This window comes from Litoreibacter janthinus (assembly GCF_900111945.1).
In the GTDB taxonomy this organism is placed as follows: Bacteria; Pseudomonadota; Alphaproteobacteria; order Rhodobacterales; family Rhodobacteraceae; genus Litoreibacter; species Litoreibacter janthinus.
In genome coordinates, this window is record NZ_FOYO01000001.1 from 2,328,863 (window position 1) to 2,343,975 (window position 15,113).

General features: G+C 57.2%; 15 protein-coding genes. 8 read left to right on the forward strand and 7 right to left on the reverse strand.

Annotated elements, in window-relative coordinates; translation table 11 throughout:
• The first annotated feature begins 41 nt into the window (after nucleotides 1–41).
• The 5 genes from sciP (at nucleotide 42) to BM352_RS19240 (ending at nucleotide 5,770) form a co-directional block, all read left to right on the forward strand.
• On the forward strand, nucleotides 42–338 hold the full coding sequence (gene sciP / locus BM352_RS11665) for a CtrA inhibitor SciP (protein ID WP_090216971.1): 297 nt from the start codon (nucleotides 42–44) through the stop codon (nucleotides 336–338).
• Nucleotides 339–416: 78 nt separating this feature from the next.
• Complete coding sequence (gene ctrA, locus BM352_RS11670) at nucleotides 417–1,139, forward strand: response regulator transcription factor CtrA (RefSeq protein WP_090216974.1); 723 nt, start codon at nucleotides 417–419, stop codon at nucleotides 1,137–1,139.
• A 156-nt stretch (nucleotides 1,140–1,295) separates the two neighbouring features.
• A complete protein-coding gene (gene ligA / locus BM352_RS11675) occupies nucleotides 1,296–3,428 on the forward strand; it encodes an NAD-dependent DNA ligase LigA (protein ID WP_245781037.1) in 2,133 nt (710 codons plus the stop codon).
• Nucleotides 3,429–3,434: 6 nt separating this feature from the next.
• The gene (gene recG, locus BM352_RS11680) at nucleotides 3,435–5,525 is read left to right on the forward strand and encodes an ATP-dependent DNA helicase RecG (RefSeq protein WP_090216976.1); all 2,091 of its coding nucleotides are present in this window, start codon (nucleotides 3,435–3,437) and stop codon (nucleotides 5,523–5,525) included.
• A gap of 122 nt (nucleotides 5,526–5,647) precedes the next feature.
• The gene (locus tag BM352_RS19240; protein ID WP_281245115.1) at nucleotides 5,648–5,770 is read left to right on the forward strand and encodes a hypothetical protein; all 123 of its coding nucleotides are present in this window, start codon (nucleotides 5,648–5,650) and stop codon (nucleotides 5,768–5,770) included.
• A gap of 175 nt (nucleotides 5,771–5,945) precedes the next feature.
• Here BM352_RS19240 and BM352_RS11685 read toward each other — a convergent pair whose 3' ends face one another.
• Nucleotides 5,946–6,398 (reverse strand): iron-sulfur cluster assembly scaffold protein, encoded by a 453-nt coding sequence (locus BM352_RS11685; protein WP_090216978.1) that lies wholly within the window; start codon nucleotides 6,396–6,398, stop codon nucleotides 5,946–5,948.
• Between the two features lie 81 nt (nucleotides 6,399–6,479).
• Here BM352_RS11685 and hisI point away from each other — a divergent pair, with 81 nt between their 5' ends.
• Nucleotides 6,480–6,842 (forward strand): phosphoribosyl-AMP cyclohydrolase, encoded by a 363-nt coding sequence (hisI, locus tag BM352_RS11690; protein ID WP_245780978.1) that lies wholly within the window; start codon nucleotides 6,480–6,482, stop codon nucleotides 6,840–6,842.
• On the opposite strand, the gene gluQRS is transcribed toward hisI, so the two are convergent.
• The 4 genes from gluQRS to gyrA form a co-directional block, all read right to left on the reverse strand.
• On the reverse strand, nucleotides 6,839–7,732 hold the full coding sequence (gluQRS, locus tag BM352_RS11695) for a tRNA glutamyl-Q(34) synthetase GluQRS (protein WP_090216980.1): 894 nt from the start codon (nucleotides 7,730–7,732) through the stop codon (nucleotides 6,839–6,841). The genes hisI and gluQRS overlap by 4 nt on opposite strands.
• Nucleotides 7,729–8,340, reverse strand: a complete 612-nt coding sequence (locus BM352_RS11700) for a class I SAM-dependent DNA methyltransferase (protein ID WP_090216983.1) — start codon at nucleotides 8,338–8,340, stop codon at nucleotides 7,729–7,731. Before BM352_RS11700 ends, gluQRS begins: the two co-directional genes overlap by 4 nt.
• 21 nt (nucleotides 8,341–8,361) lie before the next feature.
• Nucleotides 8,362–9,720: a methylenetetrahydrofolate--tRNA-(uracil(54)-C(5))-methyltransferase (FADH(2)-oxidizing) TrmFO gene (trmFO, locus tag BM352_RS11705; RefSeq protein WP_090220203.1), complete on the reverse strand. Its 1,359-nt coding sequence runs from the start codon at nucleotides 9,718–9,720 to the stop codon at nucleotides 8,362–8,364.
• An 88-nt stretch (nucleotides 9,721–9,808) separates the two neighbouring features.
• On the reverse strand, nucleotides 9,809–12,568 hold the full coding sequence (gyrA, locus tag BM352_RS11710) for a DNA gyrase subunit A (RefSeq protein WP_175500670.1): 2,760 nt from the start codon (nucleotides 12,566–12,568) through the stop codon (nucleotides 9,809–9,811).
• Between the two features lie 204 nt (nucleotides 12,569–12,772).
• Between gyrA and BM352_RS11715 the strand changes: the two genes are divergently transcribed.
• Nucleotides 12,773–13,042: an usg protein gene (locus BM352_RS11715; protein WP_090220208.1), complete on the forward strand. Its 270-nt coding sequence runs from the start codon at nucleotides 12,773–12,775 to the stop codon at nucleotides 13,040–13,042.
• Here BM352_RS11715 and BM352_RS11720 read toward each other — a convergent pair.
• Together BM352_RS11720 and BM352_RS11725 are read right to left on the reverse strand one after the other, a co-directional pair.
• The gene (locus BM352_RS11720; protein ID WP_175500671.1) at nucleotides 13,039–13,497 is read right to left on the reverse strand and encodes a disulfide bond formation protein B; all 459 of its coding nucleotides are present in this window, start codon (nucleotides 13,495–13,497) and stop codon (nucleotides 13,039–13,041) included. The genes BM352_RS11715 and BM352_RS11720 overlap by 4 nt on opposite strands.
• Before the next feature lie 2 nt (nucleotides 13,498–13,499).
• On the reverse strand, nucleotides 13,500–14,075 hold the full coding sequence (locus BM352_RS11725) for a YqaA family protein (protein WP_090216988.1): 576 nt from the start codon (nucleotides 14,073–14,075) through the stop codon (nucleotides 13,500–13,502).
• Nucleotides 14,076–14,197: 122 nt separating this feature from the next.
• Here BM352_RS11725 and ypfJ point away from each other — a divergent pair, with 122 nt between their 5' ends.
• Nucleotides 14,198–15,058, forward strand: coding sequence for a KPN_02809 family neutral zinc metallopeptidase (ypfJ, locus tag BM352_RS11730; protein WP_090216991.1), 861 nt, complete (start codon nucleotides 14,198–14,200; stop codon nucleotides 15,056–15,058).
• Nucleotides 15,059–15,113 lie beyond the last annotated feature (55 nt).

Below are 15,113 nucleotides of genomic sequence, written 5' to 3' on the forward strand. Positions count from 1 at the left end.
CCTAAATTGAACGGGTAGTTGGATAGCCGGGATGAATTGTGATGTATCTGAAACGCGAACCGGGGCCGCGCATGGTGGTTCTGCCAGACGGATCCAGAATGAGTCGTGCGGACCTGCCCGACCGCGCAACGCGGCGATGGGTCGCCAGCCGGAAAGCCCGCGTGGTCCATGCTGTTGAGGCGGATTTGATTTCGGCGGAAGAAGCGTGCGGGATGTACGGATTGTCGGATGAAGAGCTGACATCGTGGCGGGAGGCGGTCGCTGAGCATGGAATCAAGGCACTTCGGGCCACATCGGTTCAAAGCTATAGGCAGAATGATCCTGAAAGTAACAGGTAAGTGTTTCGGTAATAACAAATTAACCTTTTCGGATTTAAAGTTAACTTACATGAGGGGAAGCTAATCGGAGACCTAATAATGCGAGTGCTACTCGTCGAAGACGATCCAACCACCGCCAAGTCCATCTCTATGATGCTGACCCATGCAAATCTGAACGTATACTCAACCGATCTGGGTGAGGAGGGCATCGATCTTGCGAAGCTCTACGATTACGATCTGATCCTTCTTGACCTGAATTTGCCCGATATGACGGGCCACGAGGTTCTACGGCAGCTACGGCAGGCGCGGATCGAGACGCCAATCCTAATTCTTTCCGGTGCGGATGACACGGAAAGCAAACTCAAGGGCTTTGGTTTCGGGGCGGATGATTACCTGACCAAGCCATTTCATCGCGAAGAACTTGTTGCGCGCATACATGCTATTATCCGCCGCTCCAAGGGGCATTCCCAGTCGATCATTCAAACGGGCTCGATCGCTGTAAACCTTGATGCCAAAACGGTCGATGTCGATGGCGCACCTGTTCATCTGACCGGCAAGGAATACCAGATGCTGGAGCTCCTCAGCCTACGGAAAGGCACGACCCTGACCAAGGAAATGTTCCTCAACCATCTGTATGGCGGCATGGACGAGCCAGAATTGAAGATCATTGACGTATTTATCTGCAAACTGCGGAAAAAGCTGGCTTTGGCAACAGGCGGCGAAAGCAGTATCGAAACCGTTTGGGGGCGGGGATACGTTCTGCGTGATCCGCAACCCGTTTCGGAGCGCAATGACAGCAAGCGGATCGCAGCCTCTGCCTGATAGTCACGCCTAACGTAATCGATGCACGAGTCAGTGTCGGCGCAGGTTCGTAACCGGCGTTGACACTTGCTTGCTTTGGCCCGAGCGACTGGACGGCCCTTCATTCTCGCCATATCAACACAGTGTGCGAGCAATGGGGGATGATCCTTGGAACAGGTGAGTGATGTCGAGCGGATCGATCCGGCGGACTTGACTGAAGCACAAGCAGTTTCTGAATTGGAACGCCTGGCGGCGGTGCTGGCACAAGCCAATCTGGACTATCACGGCAAGGATGACCCTGCGATTAGTGATGCAGAATACGACGCTCTAAAGCGGCGCAACGCGGCCATTGAAGATGTATTTCCACATCTCAAGCGCACTGATAGCCCGACCGAGCAAGTTGGCGGCCCGCTTGCTGAAGGGTTTTCGAAAATTCGCCACGAAGTCCGGATGTTGTCGCTGGGAAATGCGTTCGAAGACGATGACGTTTTCGAGTTCGACGCGCGCATCCGCAAATATCTTGGGCTGTCCGATACCGAGCCGCTGTCCTACACGGCGGAACCGAAGATCGACGGATTGTCGCTGTCGCTGCGCTATGAGGACGGCCAACTTGTCTATGCTGCAACGCGCGGTGACGGTGAGGTGGGCGAGAACGTGACAGCCAACGCCAGAATGATTGAGGGGATTCCGCAAACCCTATCAAATGCGCCAGATGTGCTGGAAGTGCGTGGCGAAGTTTATATGAGCCACGCCGACTTCGCGGCCCTGAACGCCAAGCAAGACGCAGCAGGTGCAAAGAGCTTTGCGAATCCGCGCAATGCAGCGGCAGGCTCTTTACGCCAGCTTGATCCAAACGTGACCCAATCCCGCCCTTTGGCTTTTTTCGCTTATGCTTGGGGGGCACTGTCGGAGCCATTGGCCGAAACGCAGATGGGCGCGATTGAGCGGCTCGGCGCATTCGGGTTTCAGATCAACCCGCTGACCAAGCTGTGCGCAGGGCCAAACGCGTTAATCGACCACTACAAGGACATTGAATCCGCGCGCCCTGATCTGGGCTACGACATCGACGGGGTGGTCTATAAGGTCGACGACCTTGCGCTTCAGCGCCGCTTGGGATTTCGGTCGACCACGCCGCGATGGGCCATCGCCCATAAATTTGCCGCCGAACTTGCTTGGACGCGGCTGGAGGCCATCGAGATTCAAGTCGGGCGGACCGGGGCGTTGTCGCCCGTTGCGCGCTTGTCTCCGGTCACTGTTGGCGGAGTCGTTGTCTCGAACGCGACGTTGCACAATGAAGATTACATCAAAGGCCTCGACAGTAAGGGCGCCGAAATTCGCGACGGGAAAGACATCCGGGAAGGTGATTTTGTTCAAGTCTATCGCGCGGGGGATGTGATCCCCAAAGTGGCTGATGTTGATCTGTCCCAACGCCCTGAGACGGCCAAGCCCTACAAGTTTCCAGATCGTTGTCCTGAATGCGGGTCCGCCGCGATCCGCGAGGAAGGGGACGCCGTGCGCCGCTGTACTGGCGGGCTGATTTGCCCTGCCCAAGCTGTTGAAAAGCTGAAGCATTTTGTCAGTCGCGGTGCGTTCGATATTGATGGTCTCGGGGCAAAGCAGGTCGAGGCGTTCTACAATGACGACCAGCTTCGAGTGCGCGAGCCAGCCGATATCTTTACACTAAAGCAGCGCGACGAGCAGGCACTCACCAAACTGAAAAACCGTGACGGATGGGGCGAGATCTCTGCGCGTAACCTGTTCAACGCGATTGACGAGCGGCGGCATATTCCGCTCAACCGCGTGATTTATGCACTTGGGCTTCGCCATGTCGGGGAAAGCGCGTCAAACTTGCTAGCACGCCACTATAACACTTGGGCCGATTTTGATCTGGCCATGAAGGATGCAGAGCCTCAAGAGGGGCCGGCGTGGGATGATCTGCTGTCGATTGACGGGGTCGGCGCAGTCATGGCGGCGTCACTGACGCAAAGTTTCGCTCAGGACGCGGAATACGCCTCGATTGATCGTCTTGTCGCCGAGTTGGATATTCAGGATGTCGCGCGACCGTCCCACGATGCGAGCCCCGTGGCGGGACAAACTGTGGTCTTCACAGGCACCTTGGAAAAGATGACTCGCGCGGAAGCCAAGGCGCGCGCGGAAGCCTTGGGGGCGAAAGTGTCTGGCAGCGTTTCGGCGAAGACCGATTTGTTAGTGGCAGGTCCTGGTGCCGGATCGAAAGCCACAAAAGCTGCCGATCTGGGGGTCAAAGTCATCGACGAAGATGAATGGCTCGCCCTGATCGGTGACGCCTGAGCGAATATGGCAGGGCGTCCTGAAATACTGTTCCCCTTGTTCTCCGAGCTAACGGAACTGGAGGGCGTAGGCCCCAAAACGGCGAAGCATTTCGAGCAATTGGGGATCGAGAAGCCGCGCGATCTGTTGTTCACCCTGCCGCAATCAGGCATCGACCGCGCTGTTCGGAAATCGGTGCAGGACGCCAATCTGCCGGATGTCGTAACCGTCGAAGTTGAGATTGGTATGCACGTGCCGCCTCGATCAAGGGGGCGTCCTTATCATATCCATGTCCGCGACGATAAGCTGGAGTTCCGCTTGGTGTTCTTCCACGCACATGGGGACTACCTGCAAAAACAACTGCCGACCGGGCAGCGGCGCGTGGTGTCGGGCAAGGTTGAGATGTTCGACGGGCAGGCGCAGATGGTGCATCCCGACTACATGCTGCCGGTCGCGCGAGCGTCCGAAATCCCTGAGTTCGAACCGATCTATCCGCTCACCCATGGTATTACACAGCGGGTCGTCCATAAGGCTGCGCAGTCGGCCTTAGAGCGTGTGCCTGAGTTGGCCGAATGGGTAGATCCGGCGCAGAAGGCAAAAGCGGGCTGGCCTGACTGGCACGCGGCTATTCGGGCGGCCCATACGCCCAAAGAACTGTCCCAAATCACCGCTACGGACCCAGCTCGGGAGCGGCTGGCTTACGACGAGCTGTTCGCCCATCAGTTGACGTTGGCGCTCGCGCGCTCCACCGTGCGCGCCAAGCCGGGCGTGCCCAGCAAGGCTACTGGTGTCCTCCAATCTCGTGTTTTGGCGGCGCTGCCATATAGCCCAACTGGTGCGCAAAAGCGTGCGATCGCCGAGATCGCGGCGGATATGGAGACCCCGTTGCGGATGAACCGTTTGCTGCAAGGTGATGTGGGCGCGGGAAAAACATTGGTGGCATTCATGGCGCTGCTGGCCGGCGTTGAAGCAGGCGGGCAGGGCGTGATGATGGCGCCGACAGAAATTTTGGCGCGGCAACATCATGAAAGCCTTGTTCCGTTGGCGCAGGACGCAGGTGTTGTGCTTGAACTTCTGACTGGGCGCGACAAAGGGGCGGAGCGGGCAGCAAAACTAGCGGCCTTGGCGTCTGGGGAAATTCAGGTGTTGGTCGGCACTCATGCAGTGTTCCAGAAGGACGTCGCGTTCCACGACTTGCGCCTTGCGGTCGTGGATGAGCAGCACCGTTTTGGGGTGAACCAGCGGCTGGAGCTTGGCGCGAAAGGGCGGGCTGTGGATGTTCTGGTGATGACCGCAACGCCGATCCCGCGGTCCCTGTCTTTGGCGCAATACGGCGATATGGATATCTCTATTCTGGACGAAAAGCCGCCCGGGCGAAAACCGATCACGACAGCCACGGTATCTACTGCGCGCATAGACGAGGTGGTTGCCAAGCTGCGCAGGGCTATTGCCGCCGGTCGGCAGGCCTACTGGGTCTGCCCGCTGGTTGAGGAAAGCGAGCTGACCGACAAGACCGCGGCCGAAGATCGTTTCAAGCGACTGCGTGCCGCCTTGGGCGAAGGGGTCGTGGGACTTGTGCACGGACAAATGCCCCCCGCCGAAAAAGACGCAGCGATGGCGCGGTTTGTGGCGGGTGAGACGTCCGTTTTGGTTGCGACCACGGTGATCGAGGTTGGTGTGAACGTGCCAAATGCAACAATTATGGTGATTGAGCGGGCCGAGACCTTTGGATTAGCGCAGCTTCACCAATTGCGCGGACGGGTCGGGCGCGGGGATGCGGCGTCGACCTGCCTGCTCTTGTTCCAAGACCCGTTGTCCGAGACAGCCAAACGCCGATTGAGCATCATGCGAGAGACCGAAGACGGGTTCAGGATTTCGGAGGAGGATTTGGCGATGCGCGGGGCAGGTGATCTGATCGGCACCGCGCAAAGCGGTCTGCCCCGTTTTCGAATTGCGGATATCGAGCGTCAGACCGCGCTCATGGCAATTGCTCAAAGTGATGCGCGCAAGCTGCTCTCGGATGATCCAAAACTCGAAACCTCTAGGGGGCGTGCCGCGCGTGTTCTTTTGTGGCTGATGGAGCAGGATAAGGCAATTCGTTTGATTTCAATTGGTTAGCAAGGTCGACACAAGAAAAGCCCCTGTTTGTTCTCAAATGTTCTTAAAAAGTTCTTTACAGGTGTTGGGAAAAATGAGAACAAAGGTGCAACAAAAGCAAATCACTTGAGGGAGTTTTCATCATGATCAACGATCTTCGCGATATACTGGCCCGGTCCCCTAAAGCCCTTGCCCAGGATGCGGCTGGCATCGCTGCCATTGGCGTGATGATGACTGTCGCCCTCTACATGCCCACGCTTTTTTAAGAGTTAACTGCCTGCTGTCTTTTCCCTTGGCTCGGCTGGTCTTCTGTCCCGTGACCCGCTGAGGATGCGCAATGTCCCCAAACTATGCCGGCTGCCTCTTTCCCGGTTTGCGCATCTGACCTGACTAGACAAGCCGACTGGCCGCTGCGTCCCGCCCGGGCGCGGCGGCTTTTTTTTATGCGCAGCTTGCGTTGCGGACCTGTTCCAGCGCCTCGACGGTCGCATCCAGCGCCAACATAATCGACGCATGTCGGTTGCGGAATTCTTTGGCTGGTAGCAGAACCTTCAACCCGTCGAACGGAGCGTCGGGGGCAGGGCCGTCGGATTTGAGCATGGCCTTGAGTTGCGCCTGTGCTGTGCGAACCTCGTCTTCGGTGCGCCCGATGATGGCGCCCCCAACCACAGAAGCGGCAGCCTGACCCAAGGCGCAGGCCTTCACGTCTTGACCAAACTTCGAAATTTGGTCGCCATCCAGACATAAATCCACAGTCACGGTCGAGCCGCAGAGCGGAGAGCGCCGCTTGATCGTAGCCTGAGGCGCGGAGAGGCGCTCTGTATGTGGAATGTCAGCAGCAAGCGCAAGAATTTGGCCCGAGTAGAGCTTTATCAGGTCGGTATTCTCAGACATCTCGGTGCTCCTAACGGACCTTTTCAACGGGGACAAATCCATAGATAAGCCGTAGTGCCGCGTTTGCAAAAGGTAAATCCCATGACCCGCTTTGATTCACTAAGCCTCACATTCAATGACCAAGGCTTGGTGCCTGTGATCGCGCAGGACCATGTAAGCGGCGAAGTATTGATGCTGGCCTGGATGAACGCTGAGGCTGTAGCACAGACTTTGGAAACCAAGAAAGTAACCTATTGGTCTCGGTCGCGTCAGGCGTTCTGGGTCAAGGGCGAGACCTCCGGTCATGTGCAAACCTTGGTAGACCTGCGTGTTGATTGTGATCGGGATTGCCTGCTGGCAGTCGTGGAGCAGGTCGGTCCAGCGTGTCACACCAACCGGCGCAGTTGCTTTTACACCTCGGTTGTAGACGGCGCAGAGCGCGAGTTGATGAAGCCGGAAAGCTAAAGCCCGACCATCGCGCGAATGTCTTGTGGAGTAAGCCCATCCTCGCGGTATTTTGAGATTGCGCGGGCATCGTCGCGCTTGGCCAGCCGTTTCCCATCTTCGTCACGGATCAGCTTGTGGTGGTGATAGGTCGGCGTCGGAAGGCCTAAAAGTTGTTGCAACACGACGTGGATCTTTGTGGCTTCGAACAAATCCCGACCGCGTACGACATGGCTGATTTTCTGGGCCGCGTCGTCCAGGACGACAGACAAGTGATAGGACGTCCCCATATCGCGGCGGGCGAGAACGACGTCGCCAATGGTTTCGATCAACGCGTCGGGGGTAAACTCGATCAGGCCGGTTTCGCCATTGGGGCCTTCTCCGGTTTCGGTGAAGCTGAAAGTGAACGGGCCGTGACGCGACTTGCTGGCGCCGAGATGCGTTACGGCTGCCCGCATATCCAACCGCAGAGTGTCGCCTTCGTTCCACTGCCGCTTTACAGAAATCCCTTCTTCAGGGCGGCAAGTGCCCGGATAAACAAGGCCGTCTGGCCCATAGACCGCGACCCCTTCTTGTGGAGCGGACAGAGCTTCCTTGATGTCTGCCCGAGAACAGCCGCAGGGATAAATCAGCCCCGCCAGTGCAGATGTTTCGATAGCCATCCTATATTGGCCTAATCGATCAGATTGGCGCATGACGGGCTCTGGCCAGCAGATCCCGAGCCATTTTAAATCGTCATATATCTGCGCTTCCCATGCAAGGCGTGCGCGGCCTTGGTCGATATCCTCAATGCGTAAAAGAAAGTCGCCGCCTTCACACATCGCCATGTCATACGCCAAAAGCGCTGAATAGGCGTGGCCAAGATGGAGCGGCCCCGTCGGGGACGGCGCGAAACGGGTGCGAAATGTCACTTTTTCTCGAAGATATAGATGGTGGACTTGAGCCCAAGGCCCGGCAAGTGGGCGCCGTAGTTTTCGATCCGCAAAGCGTGCCCCGCCTGCCTGAGACGCTGGACCCCATTCGCATACTCAGGATCGGCAAGGGCGTGGTCATTCAGCGAGAACCCAAACAAGCCGCCTGAGGGGAGAAGAGCAATCAGATCATCCATCAGTGAAGCTGGCCCGGCCCCGGTGGAGATCACGCCGATGGCAGTGATGGCTTGGTAAGTGTTGGGTTTGAAAGGCAGGGGCTGGGATAAATCCAGTTCAATAAGCTCGCGGAAATGGCCTGTCTGACGCGCTTGCGCCAACATGCCGGTTGACGGGTCGGCCCCATCAAGCGTTGAAAACCCTGCGGATTGCAACTCGGCACCGGACAATCCTGTCCCGCAACCGTAGTCCAGAACTGGAAGGGTTTGATCCTCACTGATCGTTGCCAAGGCCTGAGCGACCCGCCGCGGCGTCTGGTAGCCGTTCTCGGAAATCTCTTCGTTATAGCTGGACGACCAAGCGTCATACAGCTCGCGCGTTGCCTCGGCGCCGCTGGTTTCGTAGACTTTATCCAAGAATTTTTCAGCCATAGGTGCAGCCTGACAAATTCCTTACGCGGCGTCCAGTCGCGCGTTCTCCAGCCAGCGTGTCCATGCTTCTTTGGCCCGATCGGTATACATTTTGTAGCGCGTGGTGCGGTTTTTGCGGCCAGTCTTGGCGTCAACCACGGGCGGGAAGAGCCCGAAATTGACATTCATCGGCTGGAAGGTTTTCGCATCCGCGCCGCCTGTGATGTGTGTCACAAGCGCACCCATGGCTGTGGTCGGTTCGGGAACGCTGAGTTCGCGGCCAAGTATTTCCGCAGCGGCGTAACGCCCGGCAAGCAGCCCCATTGCGGCGGATTCTACATAGCCCTCAACGCCCGTGATCTGGCCCGCAAAACGTAGATGCGGCTTCGATTTCAAACGCATCTGGCCATCCAGAAGAGTGGGAGAGTTAATGAAGGTGTTGCGGTGGATGCCGCCCAGACGCGCAAATTCTGCGTTCTCAAGGCCCGGTATCATACGCAAAACTTCCTTTTGCGCCCCGTATTTCATCTTGGTCTGGAATCCGACAATATTGAACAATGTCCCAAGAGCGTTGTCGCGACGAAGTTGCACGATGGCATGGGCCTTGATAGTTGGCTGGTGCGGGTTGGTGAGGCCTACGGGCTTCATTGGGCCGTATCGCAGTGTTTCGCGGCCGCGTTCCGCCATGACTTCGATCGGGAGACAGCCGTCGAAATAACCTGCGGTCTCACCCGGTTTGAATTCGGTCTTCTCGGCTTCCAGAAGCCTGTCGATAAAGGCCTCGTATGTGTCTTTGTCCATCGGGCAGTTGAGGTAAGCGGTGCGGTCTTCCTCGGTTTCGCCCTTGTCATAGCGGGACTGGAACCACGCCTTTTCCATGTTGATCGTGTCGAAGTAGATAATCGGCGCGATGGCGTCGAAAAAGGCCAAGGCGTCTTGGCCGGTTTCCGCAGCAATGGCTTCTGCCAAGCCGGGCGAAGTCAGTGGCCCTGTGGCGATGATCCAGTCGCCACTTTCGGGCAGCGCTTCGATTGGCTCGTAAGAAACGGAGATATCAGGGTGCGCGGTTAGCTTGGCTGTGACGGATTGCGCAAAAGGATCGCGGTCGACGGCCAAAGCGCCGCCAGCGGGCAGGGCGTGTTTGTCGGCCATTTCCATGATGATGCCGCCCGCTTGGCGCATTTCCCAGTGCAACAGTCCAACGGCGTTTTGCTCGCTATCATCCGAACGGAAGGAGTTGGAACACACCATTTCCGCCAGGTCGCCGGTGCGATGGGCGAAGGTTTCGACCTTGGGACGCATCTCGTGGATCACCACTTTGACGCCCATGTTGGCAGCCTGCCAAGCGGCTTCAGAGCCCGCCATTCCGCCGCCGATAATATTGAGGATACGATCTGTCATGGGGGGGATGTAGCGCAGCGTGTGGTTAAGCACAAAAGCAAAATGGCCACCCCAGAGAGGCGGCCATTAGAATTGAAGGATGGGCCGGTTAGCTTTCCTCGGCAGGGCTTTCGTCACCGTTGATGTCGGCGTCGGTTTCCTCGTCACTTTGGTCTGCGATCCATGCGACCGATACGACTTCTTCCCCTTTGCCGGTGTCAAAGACCTTGACGCCCCCCGCCGAGCGGGAGCGGAAGGAGATGCCGTCTACAGGGCAACGGATCGACTGACCCTTAGAGGTGGCGAGCATAATCTGATCGCTCATCTCTACGGGAAAAGACGCGATAATCTCGCCGCCGCGCATGGCCTTGTCCATTGCTGTGACACCCATGCCGCCGCGACCACGCACCGGATAATCATGGGAGGAGCTAAGTTTGCCTGCGCCGCCTTTGGTGATTGTCAGGATCAGGTCCTCATAGGCAGACATCTCGGCGTAGCGTTCTGGGCTGATGTCACCTGCTGGTGCTTCTTCATCTTCAACTTCAGCATCGTCCGACAAGCCCATGATAGCACGGCGCATTTTCAAATACGCAGTACGCTCGGACGGGTCAGCCTCGAAGTGTCGAATGACCGACATAGAGACGACGCGCTGTCCATCTTTGAGCCGGATACCACGCACACCAGTCGAGTTGCGCGACGAGAACACCCGCACATCGGTCGAGGAGAAGCGGATCGCTCGGCCCGCATTGGTGATTAGCATAACGTCGTCGTTTTCGTCACAGATACGGGCGTTCACCAGCTCTACGCCCTCGGGCAGCTTCATCGCGATTTTGCCGTTGCGCATGACATTGGTGAAGTCCGACAGCGCGTTGCGGCGCACGTCGCCCGCAGTGGTGGCAAAGACGATTTGCAGATCGCCCCATTCTTTCTCGTCGCGGTCCACGGGCATGATGGCCGCAATGGAAACGCCGGTCGGGATCGGAAGGATATTGACGATAGCTTTACCTTTAGCGGTGCGACCGCCTTGGGGCAGGCGCCATGTCTTCAGCTTGTAAGCCATACCGTCTGTGGTGAAGAACAAAAGCTGCGTATGGGTGTTCGCCACGAACAGTTGCGTCACCACGTCATCATCTTTGGTCGACATGCCCGACAGGCCCTTGCCACCACGGCGTTGCGCGCGGAATTCAGCCAGCGGGGTGCGTTTGATCCAGCCCGATTGGGTGATCGTGACGACCATGTCTTCTTTTTCGATCAGATCTTCGTCTTCCATATCGCCGGACCATTCCACGATCTCGGTGCGACGTGGGACGGCGAACTGGTCTTTGACCTCGGTCAGCTCGTTGCTGATGATCTCCATAATCCGCTCGCGAGAGCGCAGGATGGCGAGGTATTCGGTAATCTTCTTGGCAAGTTCTTCCAACTCGTCCGTGACCTCTTTGACGCCGATCTGGGTGAGGCGCTGAAGCCGCAGTTCCAGAATGGCGCGGGCTTGGGTCTCGGACAGGTGGTAAGTCCCATCATCGTTCACGGTGTGGGTCGGGTCGTCAATCAGGCGGATATACTGCGCGATATCTGCGGCAGGCCATGCGCGTGTCATCAGGCGATGGCGCGCTTCGGCTGCATCTTGCGACGACCGGATGGTCGCGACGACTTCGTCAATATTGGTAACGGCAACGGCGAGGCCGCACAAAATATGGCTGCGCTCACGAGCCTTGCGCAACTCGAACGCCGTTCTACGGGCGACGACTTCCTCGCGGAAGGCGATGAAGTTGGTCAGGAAGGTGCGCAGGGTCAGTTGCTCGGGCTTGCCGCCATTCAGAGCCAGCATGTTGCAAGCAAAGCTGGTTTGCATCGGGGTGAAGCGGAACAACTGGTTCAGCACAACTTCGGCTGTTGCGTCGCGCTTCAGCTCGACGACGACACGTACGCCGACCCGATCAGATTCGTCTTGAACGTGACTAATGCCTTCGATCTTCTTGTCGCGGGCAGTCTCTGCAATCCGCTCGATCATCGTGGCCTTGTTCACCTGATAGGGAATTTCGGTTATCACGATCGCGAAGCGGTCTTTGCGGATTTCTTCGACGTGCGTCTTGGAGCGCACGATGACAGAGCCGCGCCCCTCGGTGTAGGCTTTGATCGCCCCGCTGCGGCCCAAGATGACGCCACCTGTGGGGAAGTCGGGGGCGGGGACGTATTCCATCAGCTGGTGTTCGTCCAGATCAGGGCTTTCGATCAGGGCAAGCGTTGCGTCGATCACCTCACCCAAGTTGTGTGGCGGAATGTTGGTCGCCATACCGACCGCGATACCGCCAGCACCATTGACCAACATGTTCGGGAAGCGGGCGGGCAGAACCGTTGGTTCACGGTCTTTACCGTCATAGTTGTCCTGAAAGTCGACTGTGTCTTTTTCGATATCCGCCAACAACGCGCCAGCAGGCTTGTCCATGCGCACTTCGGTATATCGCATGGCGGCGGCGTTATCGCCATCCATGGAGCCGAAGTTGCCCTGACCATCCAGCAAAGGCAGCGACATCGAGAAATCCTGCGCCATACGCACAAGCGCGTCGTAAATGGCGCTGTCGCCGTGGGGGTGATATTTACCCATGACGTCGCCAACCGGGCGGGCTGACTTTTTATAGGATTTGTCGTGCGTGTTGCCGGTCTCGTGCATCGCGTAGAGGATACGTCGGTGCACAGGCTTCAGGCCATCACGCAGATCAGGAATCGCCCGCGAAATAATCACGCTCATTGCGTATTCGAGGAAGGAGGTCTTCATCTCATCCGAGATGTTGATCTGCGGTCCGTCATGATGCATGCGGAACGGTGTGTTTTCTTCTTCGTTTTCAGGGGTTTCCGGCGTGTCGCTCACGTTGGGTCCGATCTCGAGTTGGATGCGCTTCTTGGCGTCTATATTTAGTTGAGCGCACTATAACCCAACCTAGGTTTAGGGTGCAATGGGTGCGGACCGATTGCCTTGTCAGCCACTGCGGTAAAGTGCCAACATCATGTTTTTGTTGATTTTTCCATTTGTTCTGCCAGCATCTAGGAGCAGTGTCTGAAAATGGAGGTGAAAATGCCCCGATCCGAGACCGAACTGATGCTTCAGGGTTATGGGTTAACCACGGCAGAAATGTTCTACCGACTGCCAGATCATCAGAGCATCTTGAACAGCTTTGTCTGGCAGGATTACGATCTTGCGCCTGACTATCCCAAGTTATTCGGGTTTATCGAGTTCTGGCAGGATGAAATCGAAGGTCCGCTCCACTCGGTTCGGTTTACACACCGCAAACTGATCGGACCAGGTGAGTGGCGCAATGTCGTGCAAGAATTCTATGTGCATTAGGAAAAGCGGCGGGCGGCTACTAACCAGATGCCCGCCAGAAAAAGCGAGATAATCGCGTTCCAACCAGCCATGGAAATTCCAGCCAGCGCCCAAGGGATTTCGTCGCAACGGACCAAGGGCGCAGCCATGATCTGCTCCAACAATTGCTCCGGGGTCAGATTGGAAATATCGCCAGATGTGCAGGTTGTCGGGCCTTGCCACCATTTCTGCTCGACCCCGGCATGGTAAACCCCGATGAAGCCAGAGGTGGCAACGGCCAAGCTCCCCAGTACGGCTAGGATGCGGCTTGGTATGACCAGAAAAGCGATCCCGATGACGAAAGCAATTGCATGTGGCCAGCGTTGCCAGATGCAAAGGGTGCAGGGCGGATAGCCCAACATCTGAAACAGAAATGCCCCCGCAAGAAGCAGCGCAGAACCGCCAGCAGCGGTGGTTACGATTTGAGTGCGAGACATGCTCATAAGAACCTCACCAAAGCAAAGCCACCCAGCAGGATGGCGAGAAAGAGAGTCAGCGTGAGCCCGAGCCGCTTTTCAATAAAGCCGCGGATCGGGTCGCCGAATTTCCACAACAGGGCGGCCACGATAAAGAACCGGCCTCCGCGGGCGACGATTGACGCCACAAGAAACGTACCCAAAGGCATCCCCGTCCAGCCCGACATGATCGTTATAACCTTATAGGGGAAGGGGGTCAGTCCTGCGATCAGCACCGGCCAGAACCCCATGTCATTGAAACGCGTATTAAACTCGGCCGCGGCATCGGCTTTGCCTAGAGCCTCAAGAATCGGTCGGCCGATTTGCTCGAAGGCCAACGCGCCAATCGCATAGCCTAGAAGCCCGCCGATAACCGACGCGGCCATGGCCAAACCCGCGATCACGAACGCCTTGTTCGGGCGTGCAATAATCATCGGAATCATCAGAAGGTCAGGGGGAATAGGAAAGAAAGAGCTTTCTGCGAAGGCCACAATCACAAGGGCCCACATCGCATAAGGATGGTCCGCCAAGGACAGAGTCCAATTATAGAGACGCTTCATTTTGGATCCTGCTTCGCCTTCTGCGCCCCAACTTATTGTTGTCGGTTGCCAAAAGGGTTCGTTTTGCCTTCAATGCACCATGGCCTGAACCGGCCCCTAAGTCCAGCAAGAGGAGCGCTCAAATGCGTTGGAAAGGCCGGCGGAGCAGCCGTAACATCGAAGATCGCCGTATGCAAACCGGCATGAGCCGTGGCGGCAAGGCTGGTGGCATTGGCGGCGTGGGCATCATCGCGGTGCTGGTGATCGGCTATTTCCTTGGTGTGGACGTCACGCCTTTACTGCAGAACGCAGGTGGCGGGCAGGTCGCATCCGGCGGCGGGGAGATCACCGAAGCGGACAAACAGGCTGGCGAGTTCGTATCGGTTGTGCTCGCCGATACCGAAGAAGTATGGGCTGAAATTTTCGACAAGCAGGTAGGGCGGCCCTATGAGCCTGCGACGCTCGTCCTGTTTAAAGGTGGCACGCAAAGCCCGTGCGGTGGCGCTTCGGGTGCCTCTGGGCCGTTCTACTGCCCAGCCGACAACAAAGCCTATCTGGATACCGAGTTCTTCACGACCTTGTCGCGCCGCATGGGCGCCTCAGGCGACTTCGCAGCGGCTTATGTCGTGGCCCACGAAATTGCACACCACGTTCAAGATGAACTGGGCATTCTGGGGCAGGCCAACAAAATTCGTCAACAGGTCGGGCAGGCCGAAAGCAACGCCATTTCTGTCAGGATCGAATTGCAGGCGGATTGTCTGTCCGGTGTCTGGGCGCGCTATGCCCAAGCGAGGTTCAACTCGCTGGAGAAAGGTGATCTGAAGGAGGCCATCAACGCTGCCAAGCAAATTGGCGACGATACATTGCAGCGCAACGCCGGTCGCAGACCGAACCCGCATAGTTTTACCCACGGCACGTCCGAACAACGGCAACGCTGGTTCGCGACAGGCTATGAGAAAGCATCGATACAGGCCTGCGACACATTCGGAACCGACCGGTTGTAAGGAATAGCATTCATCCTTCGCGCGCATCATGGCGAAAGCAAAACCTCTGTATTTC